The 16319-nt window shown below is 58.6% G+C and carries 8 protein-coding genes; 3 read left to right on the top strand and 5 right to left on the bottom strand.

Features of this window, described 5'->3' with window-relative positions:
* The first annotated feature begins 422 nt into the window (after positions 1-422).
* Positions 423-1139, top strand: coding sequence for a PEP-CTERM sorting domain-containing protein (locus HDF12_RS05725; RefSeq protein ID WP_179581621.1), 717 nt, complete (start codon positions 423-425; stop codon positions 1137-1139).
* Between the two features lie 97 nt (positions 1140-1236).
* Here HDF12_RS05725 and HDF12_RS05730 read toward each other — a convergent pair whose 3' ends face one another.
* Complete coding sequence (locus HDF12_RS05730; protein WP_179583390.1) at positions 1237-2208, bottom strand: SDR family oxidoreductase; 972 nt, start codon at positions 2206-2208, stop codon at positions 1237-1239.
* A gap of 393 nt (positions 2209-2601) precedes the next feature.
* Here HDF12_RS05730 and HDF12_RS05735 point away from each other — a divergent pair, with 393 nt between their 5' ends.
* Positions 2602-3969 carry a nucleotide sugar dehydrogenase gene (locus HDF12_RS05735; protein ID WP_179583392.1) on the top strand — a complete coding sequence of 456 codons (1368 nt, stop codon included), beginning with the start codon at positions 2602-2604 and terminating at the stop codon, positions 3967-3969.
* A 120-nt stretch (positions 3970-4089) separates the two neighbouring features.
* Here HDF12_RS05735 and HDF12_RS05740 read toward each other — a convergent pair whose 3' ends face one another.
* Complete coding sequence (locus tag HDF12_RS05740; RefSeq protein WP_179581622.1) at positions 4090-5001, bottom strand: hypothetical protein; 912 nt, start codon at positions 4999-5001, stop codon at positions 4090-4092.
* A gap of 365 nt (positions 5002-5366) precedes the next feature.
* Between HDF12_RS05740 and HDF12_RS05745 the strand changes: the two genes are divergently transcribed.
* The gene (locus tag HDF12_RS05745; RefSeq protein ID WP_179581623.1) at positions 5367-6263 is read left to right on the top strand and encodes a glycosyltransferase family A protein; all 897 of its coding nucleotides are present in this window, start codon (positions 5367-5369) and stop codon (positions 6261-6263) included.
* 10 nt (positions 6264-6273) lie between these two features.
* Here the strand turns inward: HDF12_RS05745 and HDF12_RS05750 are convergent, their stop codons facing one another.
* From HDF12_RS05750 to HDF12_RS05760, 3 genes are all read right to left on the bottom strand, one after another.
* The gene (locus tag HDF12_RS05750) at positions 6274-7149 is read right to left on the bottom strand and encodes an FkbM family methyltransferase (RefSeq protein ID WP_179581624.1); all 876 of its coding nucleotides are present in this window, start codon (positions 7147-7149) and stop codon (positions 6274-6276) included.
* Between the two features lie 84 nt (positions 7150-7233).
* Positions 7234-8958, bottom strand: coding sequence for a hypothetical protein (locus HDF12_RS05755; RefSeq protein ID WP_179581625.1), 1725 nt, complete (start codon positions 8956-8958; stop codon positions 7234-7236).
* Positions 8955-15740, bottom strand: coding sequence for a beta strand repeat-containing protein (locus HDF12_RS05760; RefSeq protein ID WP_179581626.1), 6786 nt, complete (start codon positions 15738-15740; stop codon positions 8955-8957). The genes HDF12_RS05755 and HDF12_RS05760 overlap by 4 nt, the downstream gene beginning before the upstream one ends.
* Between the last annotated feature and the right edge of the window lie 579 nt (positions 15741-16319).

A 16319-nucleotide genomic window follows, 5' to 3' on the forward strand; every position in this document is an offset into this window, starting at 1 on the left:
GGAATTTTCGCTCAAGTAATAGTGTCCGCGGCGGTTCTTTTTACTGAGATGCGAATTGGGAGGGGCAGTTGGCGGACGCGATCGCCGGGATCTATTTCGCTATTTCGGCAAGTTCGGTGGGAGAACTCTTGGGATGTTTAGCGTGGATGCGCAAGATTTGGCAGGAAAGTGGCAAAGATTGTCACATTCGCGGCAGAACTATGCAAAATCTTGCCGTCTGTTTTCACTCTTGAGCTCTAAATAATTGATTCAAAATGGTTTTCGTTTGGGTACCAAGCTGCATTAAGGGTTGCGTGATCGCCTTTCAGAGCCGCCGCTAAATCGGCTGGCCTATTGAGGGCAGTGACAGGCGCGCATGTACGAGACCGTGGCAAACCATGGTTCAGAATGAACCGCTCAAGCGGAATTCAGGAGGCCCTTTCATGCAATTATTTTCGAAACTCTCTGCCTTGGGAGTGGTGTTCGTGGTTGCAACTACGTTCGCCTCTGCCGATACTCTCTCTTTGGGAAGCTACGCTCAGGATGCCGGTAGTGGCGGCAACAATAACTCTGCTTTAGCGGTGATAGCGCCGCCGAGCTATGCGTATAACGATGGACTACCTGACTTCACAGCACCTGTAGATCCGTTGATTGGTACACAATATCTTCAGATTACCAATAGCTCGGTGTGGAGTCTGCCGATCGGTGATTCGAGCTGGGTGTCGTACGCGCAGACCAGTCCGGAGTCGAGTCCTTTCGTCAACACACCGAATGGCAATTATTTCTTTACCAGCACGTTCGATATCGAGACCAAAGATCCATCCGATTACAGTGGTGCGATCTCCGTCCTGGCGGATGACACGGCGATTGTGTTTTTGAACGGGCAGATATTGAACGTGCCAACGGGGTCATCTTATCCGCATTGCTCAAACGGAACGCCGACCTGCACAGGCTCTGGCACGTTGATCTACCTTCCTTCGAGTGATTTTGTGAGTGGGGTCAATACGCTGACGTTCCAGGTCGTTCAGGCTGGAGGAGCGGACTTTGGAGTCGACTTCGACGGGACAGTCTCGTCTGTTCCTGAGCCCAGTTCGCTCTTGCTTCTTGGGACGGGCTTGATTGGCTCTGCAGGTGCGCTGATGAGACGGATGCGCGCGTAGATTTCGGAATGACGTCCCTGCGAGGGATCGGTCTTGAGGGAAGTCGTACCGACGTGTTGCTTCGAGGGCTGCCAAGACATTTTGGCAGCCCTTTTTGTCAGACTTTGAGAGCCGTGACTTCTTTTTTCTGCTTCTCGTCGAGGTACCAGGCGACGGTCTTCTTCAGGCCTTCGTGGAAATGAGCTTTCGGCTGGTATCCGAGCTCCTGGGTGGCTCGAGTGATGTCGGCCAGGGAGTGCTGGATGTCGCCCGCTCTGGGGGGACCGTAGATTGGCTGGGCGGTGAAGCCGAGATGTTCGGCGATGGTGGCGTAGACCTCGTTGAGCGTGTGGCTTCTGCCGGTGCCGATGTTGAAGACGCGGCCTGTGGCGACTTCGCTGGGCGCGAGGCATGCGAGGAGGTTGGCGCTGACGGCGTTGTCGACGTAGTTGAAGTCGCGGCTGGTGAGGCCGTCGCCGAAGATGGTGGGGGTGATGCCCTCCATCATCTTGAAGGTGAACTGGGCGATGACGCCGGAGTAGGGCGAGTCGGCTGCCTGGCGCGGGCCGAAGATGTTGAAGTAGCGCAGGCAGACGCCTTCGAGGCCGTAGGCTCGGTAAAAGGATTGGATGTAGTACTCGCAGGTGAGCTTCTGGACGGCGTAGGGCGAGAGCGGCCGGGGGAGCATGTCTTCCTGCTTGGGCTGGGTGGGCTGGTCGCCATAGGCTGAGGAAGAGGCCGCGTAGACGATGCGGCGAACCTTGGCGTCGCGCGCGGCGATGAGGAGATTCAGGGTCCCGTTGATGTTGGACTCGTGCGAGGTGAGGGGATCTTTGACGGAGCGTGGGACCGAGGCGAGGGCTCCCTGATGGAGGATGAAGTCAACGCCTTCGCAGGCGGATCTCATGCAGGCGGCGTCCTGGAGGTCCATCTCCTGGAAGTCGATGGAGTGGCGGATGTCGGCGAGGTTGTCGAGGTCTCCTGTGGAGAGATTGTCGATGCCGCGTACGTCGTGTCCCTGCTCGACGAGAGCGTGGGCCAGAGATGAGCCGATGAAGCCTGCGATTCCGGTGATGAGATAACGGGCCATCATTCCTCCACCCAGACGTACCGTGCTGGGGTGTTCAAAAGATGTTTCGTGACGTTATGCCTCCCTTATTATCAGGGTTTGCAGGACGAAAGCTAGTGCCGAGGGCAGATGGACGACATGAATTAAATTTTGATGAGCGAGAAGATGCAAGTCAATGCGACTTTCGTGCGACCTGGACGACGGAAGAGGACTGAACGATTGGTGCGGTGATGAATTAGAAACTAAGGATAGTACTTTTTGAGTTTTCTGGTGAAATCGCCCGTATTGTTGCATGCAATTTGAGTGCGGAGTGTGAAGCCAGTTTGCGAAGGCGAATAATTTACGAGGAATTCGATTGTTTTGATCGAGTTTCAGGAGATGGAAGTGCCGAAGGTGGATGCGATAATCGAGACTATGTCGACACAGAGCCAGGTTGTTTTACCAAAGATTGCACAAGTGCGCATGGCGCGTCTGGAGAACCGTACCGCGAAGATCGGAGTGATCGGGCTCGGGTATGTAGGGTTGCCGCTGTCCCTGCTTCTGTCAGAGGCGGGTTTCAAGGTGACGGGATTTGATATTGATACAAAAAAAGTTACAGATCTCGAGGCGGGCCGGTCTTACATCTTTCGGATTCCCGCAGAAGAGATTCAGAGCGCACGGAAACAGGGTTTCAAGGCTACGGCGGACTTCGCTGGCCTCTCTGATCAGGACGCCATCATCATGTGCGTGCCGACGCCGCTGACCGAACATCGCGAGCCGGACCTGAGTTACGTGGAGAATACGGCGAAGGCGGCCGCTCCGTGGTTGCAGGAAGGGCAGCTGGTGGTGCTGGAGAGTACGACGTACCCGGGGACCACGGAGGATCTGATGATTCCGATCCTCGAGGCGGAGAACCGCAGCGGGCTGAAGGTGCAGAGCCAGGGAGCGGTGGCCGAGCATGGAGTGTTTTATGTTGCGTTCTCGCCCGAGCGCGAGGATCCGGGCAATACCACCGTGGCGCGGCACAATATTCCGAAGGTTGTGGGCGGCCATGAGGAGATTGCCACGGAGCTGGCGGCGGTGATGTATGAGGGCATTTTTACGCGGTCGGTGAGGGTGTCGTCGACGCGCGCGGCCGAGATGACCAAGCTGCTGGAGAATATCTATCGCTGCGTGAATATCGCGTTGGTGAATGAGTTGAAGGTGCTGGCGCTGAAGATGGGGATGGATATCTGGGAGGTGATCGATGCTGCGGCGACGAAGCCCTTCGGCTTTCATCCGTTTTATCCGGGACCGGGGCTGGGTGGACACTGCATCCCGATCGATCCGTTTTATTTGAGCTGGAAGGCGAAGGAGTACGACTTCAACACGCGCTTCATTGAACTGGCCGGAGAGGTGAATGAAGCGATGCCTGCGCATGTGGTGCAGTATGTTGCGAAGGGGCTGAACCAGAATAAGAAGGCTCTGAACGGGTCACGCATTCTGATGCTGGGGATGGCTTATAAAAAGGACATTGATGACTTGCGCGAGTCGCCATCGCTGACCGTGATCGAGTTGCTGCGGGAGCAGGGCGCTGAGGTGCAGTACAACGATCCTTACTTCCCGACGGTGGGCAGAGGGCGGCACTACAACCTGAATATGACCTGCACGCCGCTCGATGATCTGGGCCAGTACGACTGCGTTCTGATCATGACGGACCACACGGACTACGACTACAAGGATATTGTGAGCAAGTCGAAGCTGGTGGTGGATTCGCGGAATGCGACGAAGGGGATCAAGTCGGATAAGATCGTTCGTTGCTAGATGGGGCTAACGTAGTCGTGTCCTGCCGGACGGGCCCACTACGCGTGGGGCGGTCACTTCGTGACTTGTATACCGTTCTTTGATTGGTGAAAACTGAATCGGCCCTCCCGTTGGTCGGAATCAGGCGGGAGCTAGAGACGCGATTGCTTTCTTTGCTTTCCTCAGGTAGAGGCCCTTGGAGAAGCGATAGGGTCCGATGAAGTGGATGAATGCTGAGTCTTCGTAGGGAACGTCGGGGTGGGCCCAGTAGGAGAGGTACTTCGGGGCTGGCAGAGGTGTGGCGCCGTCTGAGTTTGCTATGAGGAGATTCGAGGTGAGCTGCTCGCTACCCCACTCGTTCCACTGCTCCTTGGCAAGACGGCGCATGAGCTCGGAGAACCACTCCACTTTTTCACGGTCGATCGATCCTCTGGCGAAGCCGTTGAAGCCGGCGTTGCCGCGTACGTAGTGGAGGGAGGCGGCTTCGGGAAGCTGGTCGAAGTTTCGTTCGCAGACTGCCTGCACCATGGGATGGAGATTGGTCTTCGAGCGCAGGCAGGCATCGGTCATGGATTCAACCTCGGGGAAGGAACGGTCGCCGAGGAGAGTGAAACTGCGGTTTGCGTCGATGCACTGCTGGACCTCGGCGATGGAACCTGTTGTGAGGGTATCGGAGTCGAGCTGGACGACGAAGGTGTTGGCTACAAGATCGCTGATGAGAAGAAGGCGCTCCCAGCAGCTTCCTTTCGGTGTATTGGCCGGGGCTACTTCAGAGATGGAGACGATCTTTGCTGCAGGAATGTGTTTGCGAATCATTGTGCAGTCGGATTCGGTAAACGATCCGTCATTAAGGACGACGACCTGCGGATTTCGGCCCAGTTGATTGCAAAAGGACTTTGCGGCGAGGAGATACATGAGGACCTCGCCGTGACAGACCATCGAGACAAGGGTCAGAGAGGTATCACTGGAGGCGATGGGAGATGTTTTGAGGAGAGACCGACAGTTGAGATCAAACCAGGCCCTTTGAAGCGCCCGCCGTGCGCGAAAAAACATGCTGAACCTCTCTCCCATCCGTGTTACTGGAGTTCATTGTTTCGTGGTTCCGATTGTTGGGCAAGTATCTTTTGGGTAGTAGCTATTCGGGGTCAGATCCTATGAGATGAATGGTGACTTAGGTTACGTCGGCCCACATGGGATTTCGACGAAGTATTCCGTGACTTGGTTTCTCGTTATCCAAATTGGGAGATAGTTCTTTGGATCGAGGCGAAAAGAGAGCAAACGTGTGTCAATCATCTGTAATACTGCGGTTATTAGGCTTTCAAGTCATTGTGAGATTTGCCGTGTCAGAATAGATCCTGACTTTGCCGATGCAATTCGGGTTGTACTAGGCGGGGCGTTTAGGAAGAGAGATTGTGGTAATGGCGACAGTTGACATTATTGTACCGACGTACAACACCGCAAAATATCTGCCGATTGCTCTTGATAGCGTCCTGGCGCAGACCTTCGAAGACTGGAGGATTCTGCTGATCGATGACGGCAGCACGGACAACACTGCCGATATTGTCGCTTCTTACCAGGAGCGATTGGGCCCTAAACTTGTGTACATCAAACAGGCGAATGGCGGGGTGTCTGCGGCGCGGAACAACGGAATACGCCACGCGACTGCGGAGTTTCTGGCGTTGCTGGATGCGGATGATGTGTGGCTGCCCTGGCGTCTGGAAGAGTCGCTGCGATGCTTTGAGGATCGACCGGAGGTTGGACTCGCGTATGGATTGATTTCGCGCATCGATTCAGAAGGCACGGTCATCGATACGTTCAAAGGCAATCGGCGCAATGCCCAGGGAAAGATTGCCCCTTACATCTACATGAGGAGCGTGCAGCTTCCTACTTCGTCGATGATGTTTCGCAAAGCCTGTACGGATAAGGTTGGGGTGTTCGATGAGACCTTGAAGCAGACAGAGGATCGCGATCTCTGGCTCCGGATGGCGTTTCACTATGAGGTTGGATTTGCTCCGAGAGTGATCTCTCTCTACAGAACCTCAGATGACTCGCTGACCACTGATTCCGACGGAATGCTTAAGGCTCAACTGCAATTCATTGAAAAGCACTATGGGTCTCCAGGATGCGGCATGACAGCTCGCAGGATTGCTTTGAGCCATATCTATCGTCAGCGAGCCGAGGCGTTCGGGCTTAGGCAACAGATGCAGGGAGCGGTACAGAGTTCGCTGCGTGCGTTGGCCTTGTATCCGCTTGACCTGAGCAACGTGCGGACTGCAGGGTCGTTTCTACTGCGGTATGCGGGGCTTTACCGATGATCTGTGGGTCTCAGGATTTGGAAACCAGGACTTCTTCGCGAAGGTGCCGGGCTGTTGTTGTGTCCTGACCTGGAACCTGGAAGAGGAGCAGATTCTCGCCTCGAAGAACGACATCGAAGTTATTTTCGCCGAGCCGCTTGAAGAAGTTTCTGCTGGTGCCTTGTGCCGGCATGAGCCAGTCGTGCAGTTCGATGATCAGCACCGCGGTGAGTTTCAGCCACTCCGCGGAGTCCTGAAAGACCTGTGCTTCGCCTCCCTCGATATCCATTTTTACCAGGAAGAGGCGGTTCTTCTCGGCGCGTTGAAGGACTTCGAGAACGGTGTAGGCGCGCAGCACGCTGGAGGATGAGGAGTCTGAAGGGGCCGATGTCTCCTGCAGACGAAACGAGGCGCTTCCTGAGAGCGGATTCTGAATCTCCAGATGGCACGACTTGTTCCATACGCCGCCATTCAGGCAGGTTACGTTTGGATATGTCGCGGTGTTTTGCTGGAGGAGGGCGAAGTTATTTTTGTCGGGTTCAATGCAGTAGAGCGCAGCCTCCGGATAACGAGAGGCAAACCATACGGAGGAGAGCCCGATGTGACCCCCGCAGTCAACGATGACGGGCTGGTTGCCTTCGGACAGAATCTTCTTGTAAGCGTCCCTCACTCGCTGGGCCTGAGGTAACGACTCGAAGTCGTTCTCTTTCATGACCAGGATCTGCCAAAAGATCGGCAGGTCCTGTTGGCGCAGGTGGATTGGCGCTGGAAGGTTTGGAAGATGAAGTTGAATTAAGGCAGACTTGCGATTCGTTTGACGGAGTAGAGAAAACCAGAGACGGATGCCCGCTGCGATGCCAAATACTCGAATGAATTTCAGGAGTTGGCGCAGACGAGATTCAGGCATGACCTAGTATGCCTGACCGCAGAAATGCTCCGCAACTACGCAATTGGGTCATTGAAAATCCTCGTACTAACGTTTCGGCGATGGTCAGTGTTGACTGGCGCCTATGTCGTAGTTGCCAGTGGAGGGCCGGGGCTTTCCTTCGTAGTCGGATTGGACCTCGGGGATGCGTGCTCCGTTACCGCGGGCTGGGCTTGAGGGTGAGAGGTGAAAGTTGAAGTCGTCGAGATCTTTTTCAGAGGAGAAGTGAGGCTGAGAGACGAACTGCGGATTTTCACACTTCTCGCCAGTGTGCCCAGTCGGGCAGCGAAGCCCTCTTAGTCCATAGAAGATATTGTTGCTGCGAACGATGTGACCGATGGGTTTTTGGAAGTAGAAGCCGCCTGGGCCCTCGGGTTTTCCGCCGAGGCTGTAGGTCTTGGGATTGTCGTATCCGAGAACGATGTTGTTCTTGAAGGTGAGAGTGCTGTCGGAGCAGCTCGGGTCCCAGCAGTCGATGTCGAAGGTGGTGGGGGCGTAGGAGACGATGGTGTTGTTAGCGAAGAGGACGGTACCGCCCTGACGAAAGTCGAATGGGAGGGCATCCTCCGCGCGACAGAAGTCTGCCAGGTGAGCGTTGAAGGTGCTTGGCTGGCCGGGGATTGGTTCAGACATCCGGACGCAGTTTCCGATCGCGATGTTGTTGGTGAAGACGGCGGGATTCTCGTTGCCGCCCCACTTGAACGAACCTCCTCCGTTACCGTAGGCGATGGAGTTGGTGATGGTGAGCGGGCAATCGGTTCCTTTATCGCCGTGTCCCAGATCGAGCCCGTCCTGCGTGTTGTAGATGAACTTTGAGTGATCGATATTTGTGGCGAGGCACATGCCCATCGGGGTTCCCACGCCGTCTCCATATCCTCCGTTGCTCTGTCCGTAGCAGGAGACGGCGCCAGGGCCAGGATAGGCCTGGTTGCATCCGTTCCACTCGATGGTGGAGTAGTTTAAGTTCCAGGTGGCGTGAACGCTAGGGGTGCCGTTACCGTCGTCGAAGTCCCAGCCGGCGCCGCCGTTGTAGGCGATATCGCAGCGGGTGCAGGTGACGAGTCCTCCGATGGGCCCTTTGACGCCGCGTCCGACGTGTCCGTGAATCCACATGTCCTGAAGGAGGAGATCGTGGGTATGGACGTCGGTGACGACGCCGTCAGAGTCGTAGTCGTCTTTGGGGCCGCCTCGATTACAGGGAGCGGGAACGGGTGGATCGCCGAAGAAGACGCATTGCGAGTGCCGGGCGACTTCAATGCATTCGATGTCTACGTACTGAGCGCCCTGAAGGTTGAGAGGGGTCCAGACTCCGAACCCGCCAAAGATCTGGGTGAGCTTTGATCTGTCGGTGGCTTCCGGGGTTCCACAGCTTGCGTAGTTTTCGCCGAGGATGCGGGTGTGATGAGCTGCTGATCCGGAGGGGATGGGAGGATTGCTGCAGCCGGAGGTTCCGCCGCCCAGGCACCAGGTGTATCCGGCACCCTTGCCGGTTGCGGCGTCCCAACCTACGCGCCACGGGCCGTCGTGGATGATGACGGTGTCGCCGCCAGCGATGACCCAGGCGTCGTTGTTGTAGGTTTGATCGTCCCAGAGATAGCGGTAGTCGCTGAAGGCGCAATGCTGGCCCGATCCCTTGCGATAGGGTGCGTCTGTTTTGCCGTCGCACTGCCCTGAGTGTTCTTTTGAGGAGCGTGTGCCTCCATCGTGGCGGATGTACCAGGTTTCTCCTGACAGCGGCAGCGAAGCTAGTAGAGCAAAGAACAAAAACAGGGCGGTGCGGTGAAAGATCATGGTTCAACGGCTCCCATGGAAGGCGGATTCGGACGGCTGACACCGTTGTAATCGGTGGCCGGAACGCCAGTATAGGTTATTCCGGTTCCCACCGCCGCGCTTCCAGAGGAGATGTTGAAGTTGAAGTTATCGAGTTCGGTAGCAGTGAAGGTGCTGCCAGTTCCCACGGGCTGACTGATGAAGTCCGGGGTGACGCACTTCTCGTTCGCGTAGCCGGTAGGGCAGGTGAAGCCGTGTCCTATGCCGTAGTAGAGGTTGTTGCTGCGATTGATGGTGCCTATGACGTAGCCGGAGGTACTGCCGTTGGGAGGGGGTTCCTGGAAGTACCAGGCTCCGGGTCCGCCCTGTTGTCCGCCGAGATTGTAGGTTGCGGGGTTGTCGTAGCCGACGATGATGTTGTCGTGGAAGTTGAGGGTGGCTCCGCCGCATCCATTACCGTTTGCTCCCTGGACGCCTGGAGCATCCCAGCAGGAGATATCGAAGATGGTGGGTGAGTAGGTCACGATGGTGTTGTTGGCGATGGTGATGGTGCTGTTCTGCCGGAAGTCGAAGGGTAAGGTATCTTCAGAACGGCAGAAGTCGGCGAGGTTGGCGTTGTAAGTGCTTGGCGTACCGGTGATGGGATAGGCCATGCGTATGCAATCGCCGATGGCGACGTTGTTGGTGAGCACTGTGGTGCCGAAGTTGCCTCCGATTTTGAAGGTTCCTCCGTTGTTGGAGTAGGCGATGGAGTTGGTGATGCTGAGCGTGTAGGGGCCGCCGGTGTCGATGTGGCCGAGGTCAAGTCCGTCCTGGGTGTTGTAGATGAACTGCGAGTGATCGATAGTGGCGGAGAGACCGGTGCCGTGCGGGGTTCCAACACCGTCGCCGTAGCCGCCGGTGCTCTGGCTATAGCAGGAGGCGACCGGGATGGTGTGGACAGCAGGGTACTCCTGGTTGCATCCACTCCACTCGATGGTGGAGTAGAGGAAGTGCCAGTCGCCGTTGACCATGGGAGTGGCGTTGCCGTCGTCGAAGTCCCAGCCTGCGCCGCCGTTGAAGGCTATGTCGCATCGCAAGCAGGTGACCAGACCGCCGATGGGCCCTTTAATGCCGCGGCCGATATGGCCGTGGATCCACATATCCTGCATGAGCAGATCGTGGGTGGTGTTGTCGGTGTGAATGCCGTCAGAGTCGTAGTCATCCGCGGAGCCACTGGTGCAGGAGGCTGGAATTGCAGGGCTTCCGAAGGCTATGCACTGCGAGTGGCGTGTCACTTCGAGGCACTCTACGTCTACGTACTTGGCGCCGGTGAGGTTTAGAGCTTCGGTGACACCGAATCCGCCGAAGATCTGCGTGAGTTGCGAGCGATTGGTAACGCCGCCGCTGTTGCAGGAGGCGTAGTTCTCACCCAGGATGCGGGTGTGCTGGCTGGCTGTTCCTGCGGGGATCGGGGGGTTGTAGCAGCCGTAGTTGCCGCCGCCGCCGAAGCACCAGGTGTAGCCGGCGCCGCAGCCTGCACCGCTGCAGCTTCCGGGAGCCTTATCGTAGCCGATGCGCCACGGTCCGCCGCGGAGGATGACGGTGTCGCCGCCCGCGATGACCCAGGCGTCGTTGCCGTAGCTCTGGTCATCCCAGAGGTAGCGCGGATCTTTGAAGGCGCAGTGCTGGTTGGTGCCGGTGCCGGAGTAAGCCACGTCGGCCTTGCCGTCGCACTGGCCAGTCGTGACATGCGCGGAGTAGCGGGTGCCGCCGTCGGGACGGATGTACCAGGTCGTGCCTGGGTTCGGCGGTGCGGCAGCTGCGATGGTGATTGCGGCTGAAGCGGATTGGGTCTGGGCGGGGCTGCTGTTGTCGGTGACGGTTGCGGTGAAGCTGGAGGTGCCGGTGGCGGTGGGCGTGCCGGAGATGATGCCGGTGGTCGCAGCCAGGGTGAGGCCTGCGGGCAGACTGCCGGAGGTGATCGACCAGGTGTAGGCCGGAGTGCCGCCAGTTGCTGTCATCGGGGCAGAGTAGGCAGTGCCGTCGGTGCCGGAGGTTAGTGTCCCGGTGGTGATGGTGAGCGCCGGAGTCGTGATGGTGAACGAGACGGATGCAGACTTCGTCTGTACGGGGCTGGAGGAGTCGGTGACTGTGACGGTGAGACTGACAGTTGTGGCTGCGGTTGGTGTGCCGGAGAGGATGCCGGTGCTGGCTGCGAGGCTGAGGCCGGTGGGCAAGCTTCCCGTCGTGATGGACCAACTATAGGGAGTCGTGCCGCCGGTTGCGGTGAGGGTCGCGCTGTATGCCTTGTTCGTCGTGCCTGAGGCGAGAGTGGAGGAAGAGGTGATCGCGAGTGCAGGTGTGCCCGCCGCGATGGTGAGTGAGAGGGTAGCGGTTGCAGTCTGCTGGGTGGAGCTCGAGTCTTTGACCGCTACGGTGATGGAGAAGCTGCCATTGGCTGTGGGCGTGCCGGAGATGATGCCGGTGCTGGCCGAGAGGCTGAGTCCTGCCGGAAGGCTTCCTGAGGCGATTGACCAAGCGTAGGGGGCTGTGCCGCCGGTTGCGGTGAGGGTTGAGCTGTAGGCCTTGTTCGCCGTGCCGGAGACAAGCGTGGAAGAAGAGGTGATCGCGAGTGCCGGTGGAGCGACTGCGAGTGAGAGAGTAGCGGTTGCAGTCTGCTGGGCGGAGCTCGAGTCCTTGACCGCTACGGTGATGGAGAAGCTGCCGCTGGCTGTGGGCGTGCCGGAGATGACGCCGGTGCTGGCGGAGAGGCTGAGTCCGGCAGGGAGGCTTCCCGAGGAGATCGACCAGTTATAGGGAGCTGTTCCGCCGGACGCGGTAAGGGTGGCGCTGTAGGACTTATTCGCCGTACCTGAGGCGAGAGTGGACGACGAGGTGATGATGAGTGCAGGCGGAGCGATGGTGAATGTAAAGGCGCCGTTTGCAGTCTGTTGGGTGGAGCTTGAATCTTTGACCGCTACGGTAATCGAGAAGCTGCCGCTGGCAGTGGGCGTGCCGGAGATGATGCCTGTGCTGGCGGAGAGGCTGAGTCCGGCAGGGAGGCTTCCAGAGACGATTGACCAGCTATAGGGAGCTGTGCCGCCGGTCGCGGTGAGCGTCTTCGAGTAGCTCGTGTTTTGGGTTCCGGCGGGTAAGGATGTGGTGGTGAGCAGCAACGCTGGAGGTGCGATGACGAGTGAGACTGCGACGGACTTTGATTGAGCAGGGTTCGATGCGTCGGTGACGGTTGCGGTGATGTTGGAGGTTCCGTTTGCCGTGGGAGTACCGGAGATGACGCCTGTGCCGGCGGAGAGGCTAAGTCCGGCGGGTAAGCTGCCGGAGGTGATCGACCAGCTGTAGGGTGTGGTGCCGCCGGTTGCCAGCAGAGCGGTTGAGTAGGTTGTGCCCTGGGTTCCCGCGGGCACCGACGTGGTGGTGATGGCGAGGGCAGGAGGAGCGATGACGAGTGAGAGTGCAGCAGACTTCGTCTGGGCGGGATTTGAGGCGTCCGCAACGGTGACGGTGATGTTGAAGGTTCCGTTTGCTGTGGGAGTACCGGAGATGAGGCCTGTGCTGGAGGAGAGGCTCAGTCCGGCGGGTAAGCTGCCGGCGGTGATCGACCAACTGTAGGGTGTCGTTCCGCCGGTTGCTGCAAGGGCGTTTGAATAGGCTACCCCCTGAGTTCCGGTGGGAAGGGCTGAGGTGTTGATGACCAGCGCCGGTGCCGCAATGACGAGCGACGCGGATGCAGACCTGGTCTGGGCAGGGTTCTCTGCGTCGGTGACCGTCGCGGTGAAGTTGAAGGTTCCGCTGGCCGTTGGGGTGCCGGAGATCAGGCCCGTGCTGGAGGAGAGGCTGAGACCGGCAGGAAGGCTGCCTGTGCTGATCGACCATGCATATGGGGTAGTGCCACCGGTTGCGAGCAGGGAGGCGGAGTAAGCGGTTCCTTGAGTGCCTGGCGCGAAGGCCGAGGTTGTGATTGCCAACGCCGGCGGTGTGATGAAGATTGAGAGAGCGACCGACTTGGTCTGCGCCGGGCTTTCAGCGTCAGTGACGGTAGCGGTGATATTGAATGTTCCGTTCGCTGTTGGGGTGCCAGCGACGATGCCGGTGGTTGTACCCAGGCTGAGTCCGGCTGGCAGAGCGCCAGAGGTGATCGACCAGCTGTAGGGTGCCGTTCCTCCAGTTGCCTGGACGCCGGTTGAATAGGCAGAGCCCTGGGTTCCAGAGGGCAGGGACGAGGTGATGATGGCCAGAGCCGGAGGTGCGATGACAAACGAGATTGGGGCGGATTGTGTCTGCGCAGGACTTGAGGAGTCAGAGACGGTGGCGGTGAAGCTGACGGTTCCGCTGGTTGCCGGTGTGCCGGAGACAGTGCCGTTAGATGCGAGGGTGAATCCGCTGGGGAGGCTGCCGCCGGTGATGGACCAGCTGTAAGGAGCGGTGCCCCCGGTGGCGTTGAGAGTGGCGGTGTAGGGGATGTTCGTTGTACCGGAGTGCAGGGTGCTGGAGGTGATCGCGAGCGGCGAGCCGGCAGCCACCACAGAGAGAGGCAAGGTTACCGTTGCTGTCTGCGCGGTTGTGGCTGAGTCTTTGACCATCACGGTGACGCTGAAGCTGCCGCTTGCGGTGGGTGTCCCGGAGACGATGCCGGTGGCCGTGCCGAGAGTAAGTCCGGCAGGCAGGCTGCCTCCGGTGATCGACCAGGTGAAGGGCGCGGTGCCTCCGCTCGTGCGCAGTGTGCTCGAGTAGCTCGATCCTTGAGTGGCGGAGGGGAGCGTCGATGTGAGGATGTTGAGGGTTGCGGGAGCGATGGAAAGAGAGACTATCGCGGACTTGCTCTGCGCTGGGCTGGCTGCGTCAGAGACGGTGGCGGTGAAGGTGAAGCTTCCGCTGGCGGTGGGTGTGCCGGAGACTACGCCAGTGGTTGAGCCGAGGGTGAGACCGGCCGGCAGAGCGCCTGCGGTGACCGACCAAGTGTAGGGGGCGGTGCCTCCAGACGCCTCAAGCGCGTTGGAGTAGCCTGAACCGTTCGTTCCGGAGGGGAGGGTGGAAGAGGTAATGGCCAGTGTCGCCGGTGCGATGGTGAGGGAGACTGCGACGGACTTGCTCTGAGCGGGGCTGGCTGCGTCGGTGACGGTTGCGGTGAAGTTGAAGGTGCCGCTTGCAGTTGGCGTTCCGGAGACGATGCCGGTGGAAGAGACAAAGATAAGCCCTGAAGGTAGGCTGCCTGAGGTGATCGACCAGGTGTAGGGACTCGCGCCTCCCTGCGCCTGGATGGGGACCGAATAGCCAGCGCCGACTGTTCCGGAGGGAAGGTTTGAAGAGGTGATGACCAGTGTTGCGGAGGCGATGGTGAGCGAAACTGGAACAGACTTGCTCTGTGCGGGACTGCTCGCGTCGGTGACGGTGGCGGTGAAGTTGAAGGTTCCAGTGGCGGTGGGTGTGCCCAGGACTGAGCCGCTGGTTGCGAGGCTGAGTCCTGCGGGGAGACTGCCTGAGGAGACCGACCAGGCATAAGGGGCGCTGCCTCCGGCCGCCTGGAGGGATTGAGAGTAACTTGAACCGATCGTTCCGGGCGCCAAGGTTGAGGACGTGATGGTCAGCTGCGTGGGTGCGATGGAGAGCGTGACCGCGGCATGTGCCGTCTGGGTGGGGCTCGACGAGTCAGTTACGGTGACGTTGAAGGGGAAGGTTCCGCTGGTTGTCGGCGTGCCTGAGATCGAGCCGTTGGAGGCGAGGCTGAGTCCTGCGGGTAGAGAGCTGCTGGGCGACCAGGTGTAAGGTGCGGTGCCTCCCGCTGCGTTGAGGGTGGCGCTGTAGGGCTGGGTTGCTGCGGCTGCAGGCAGCGTGCTTGAGGTGATTGAGAGCGGTGATCCTGCGGCCACGATCGAGAGGGACAACGAGAGGGCCGTGGTCTGCGGAGTGGAGGAGGAGTCCTGAACGGTTACGGTGATGGGGAAGTTGCCGCTCGTCGTGGGTGTGCCGGAGATCAGGCCGCTGCCTCCGAGGGTGAGGCCGGTGGGCAAGCTGCCTCCGGTGATCGACCAGAGGTAAGGTGCGGCGCCTCCATTAGCCTGCAGAACACCTGAATAAGACGAACCGCTGGTGCCGGTGGGAAGAGCGGACGAGGTAATGGTCAGGGGAGCCGTTGGCGGAACGATCGGCGCAGCTGGGGCCACCGACAAGGAGATTGTGGCGGTTGTCGACAGTGTGGGCGAGCTGGAATCGGTCACCGACAGGACAAAGGAGTAGCTGCCGCTGGTCGTGGGGGTACCGGAGAGAATGCCGGTGCTTGCGGAGAGGTTGAGACCTGCGGGTATGTTTCCCGAAACGAAACTCCAATTGTAGGGAGAGGTTCCTCCCGTCGCCGAAAGAGTTGCAGAGTACGCGGTGCCGGAAGTAGCTTGAGGTAAGGAGGTCGCCGTGATTGCGAGCGGCGTGAGGGACTTACCGGTTGCAGTTGCCGAGACAACTACGGGAATGGTCTGCGACTCAGCCCTCGTATCCTGATTCTGCACCTGCAGCTTGGCCGTGGAGGGCGTGGCGAGATTGTTGCTACCGATGGTCCCGGTCAGAGCTGTGGAACTGACCAGGGAGGTAGAGATTGGCGAGCCGTTCCAGAGAATGACGGCGGCGCTGGTGAAGTTCGTGCCCGTGACCTTGAGGGTCTGAGTTTGAGAACCCGCGGGGATCGTCTGCGGAGTGACCTGACTGATGCTTGGAGCTGCCGGTCCGGTGATGCCCGATCCGCAACCGAGACCAAAGATGATGAGGGTGATGCTCAGACTCGCAGCGATCGTCTTGATTACTTTTCCCAAATTGCACCCCGAAAAAAATCAAACTTGTTATCCGTATAACGGCATCTTTGGCAGCCAGGTTGAGGCTCTCGGGATGAACGTTACAGGTTAAAAGTGGTGACTACAGTTACCCGATGGGGGATCTGAGCTGCCACTTCCGTGTGAGTGGGCGGAATTGCTAACCGACTCATTCAGGCTTGCTTGCAGAAGAGTTGCAAAGTGAGACAGACAATCAAGGGCGGGTCAAAGTCGTAAATTGCACACAACAGTAACCACTTTGAAAAGTATGGGACTCTGTGCCAAAAAGGGAACATCCCACTTCCGTGGTATGTGGACCGGAGTTTGTCCGGAATTTAAAAGGAAATGGCGTGTCTCCTTTCGAGAGACACGCCATAGTTAGTTTCAGAATTTGTTCTGTTGGTGTTGCTTTTACACCAGGTCGAGGGGTTGGTAGAGACGCGGACCCGACGGCTGGTGATCTGGAACGAGTGGTTGAATTGCTCCAACCACTCGTTCCGCCATCGGTGCATAATTTGTAACTTGCTCGTGTTGTCGACCGGTCGCCCGACACAACAGAGATCGTTGTGAGGGGCGACAGTC

It is taken from the genome of Tunturiibacter gelidiferens, assembly GCF_013410115.1.
In the GTDB taxonomy this organism is placed as follows: domain Bacteria; phylum Acidobacteriota; class Terriglobia; order Terriglobales; family Acidobacteriaceae; genus Edaphobacter; species Edaphobacter gelidiferens.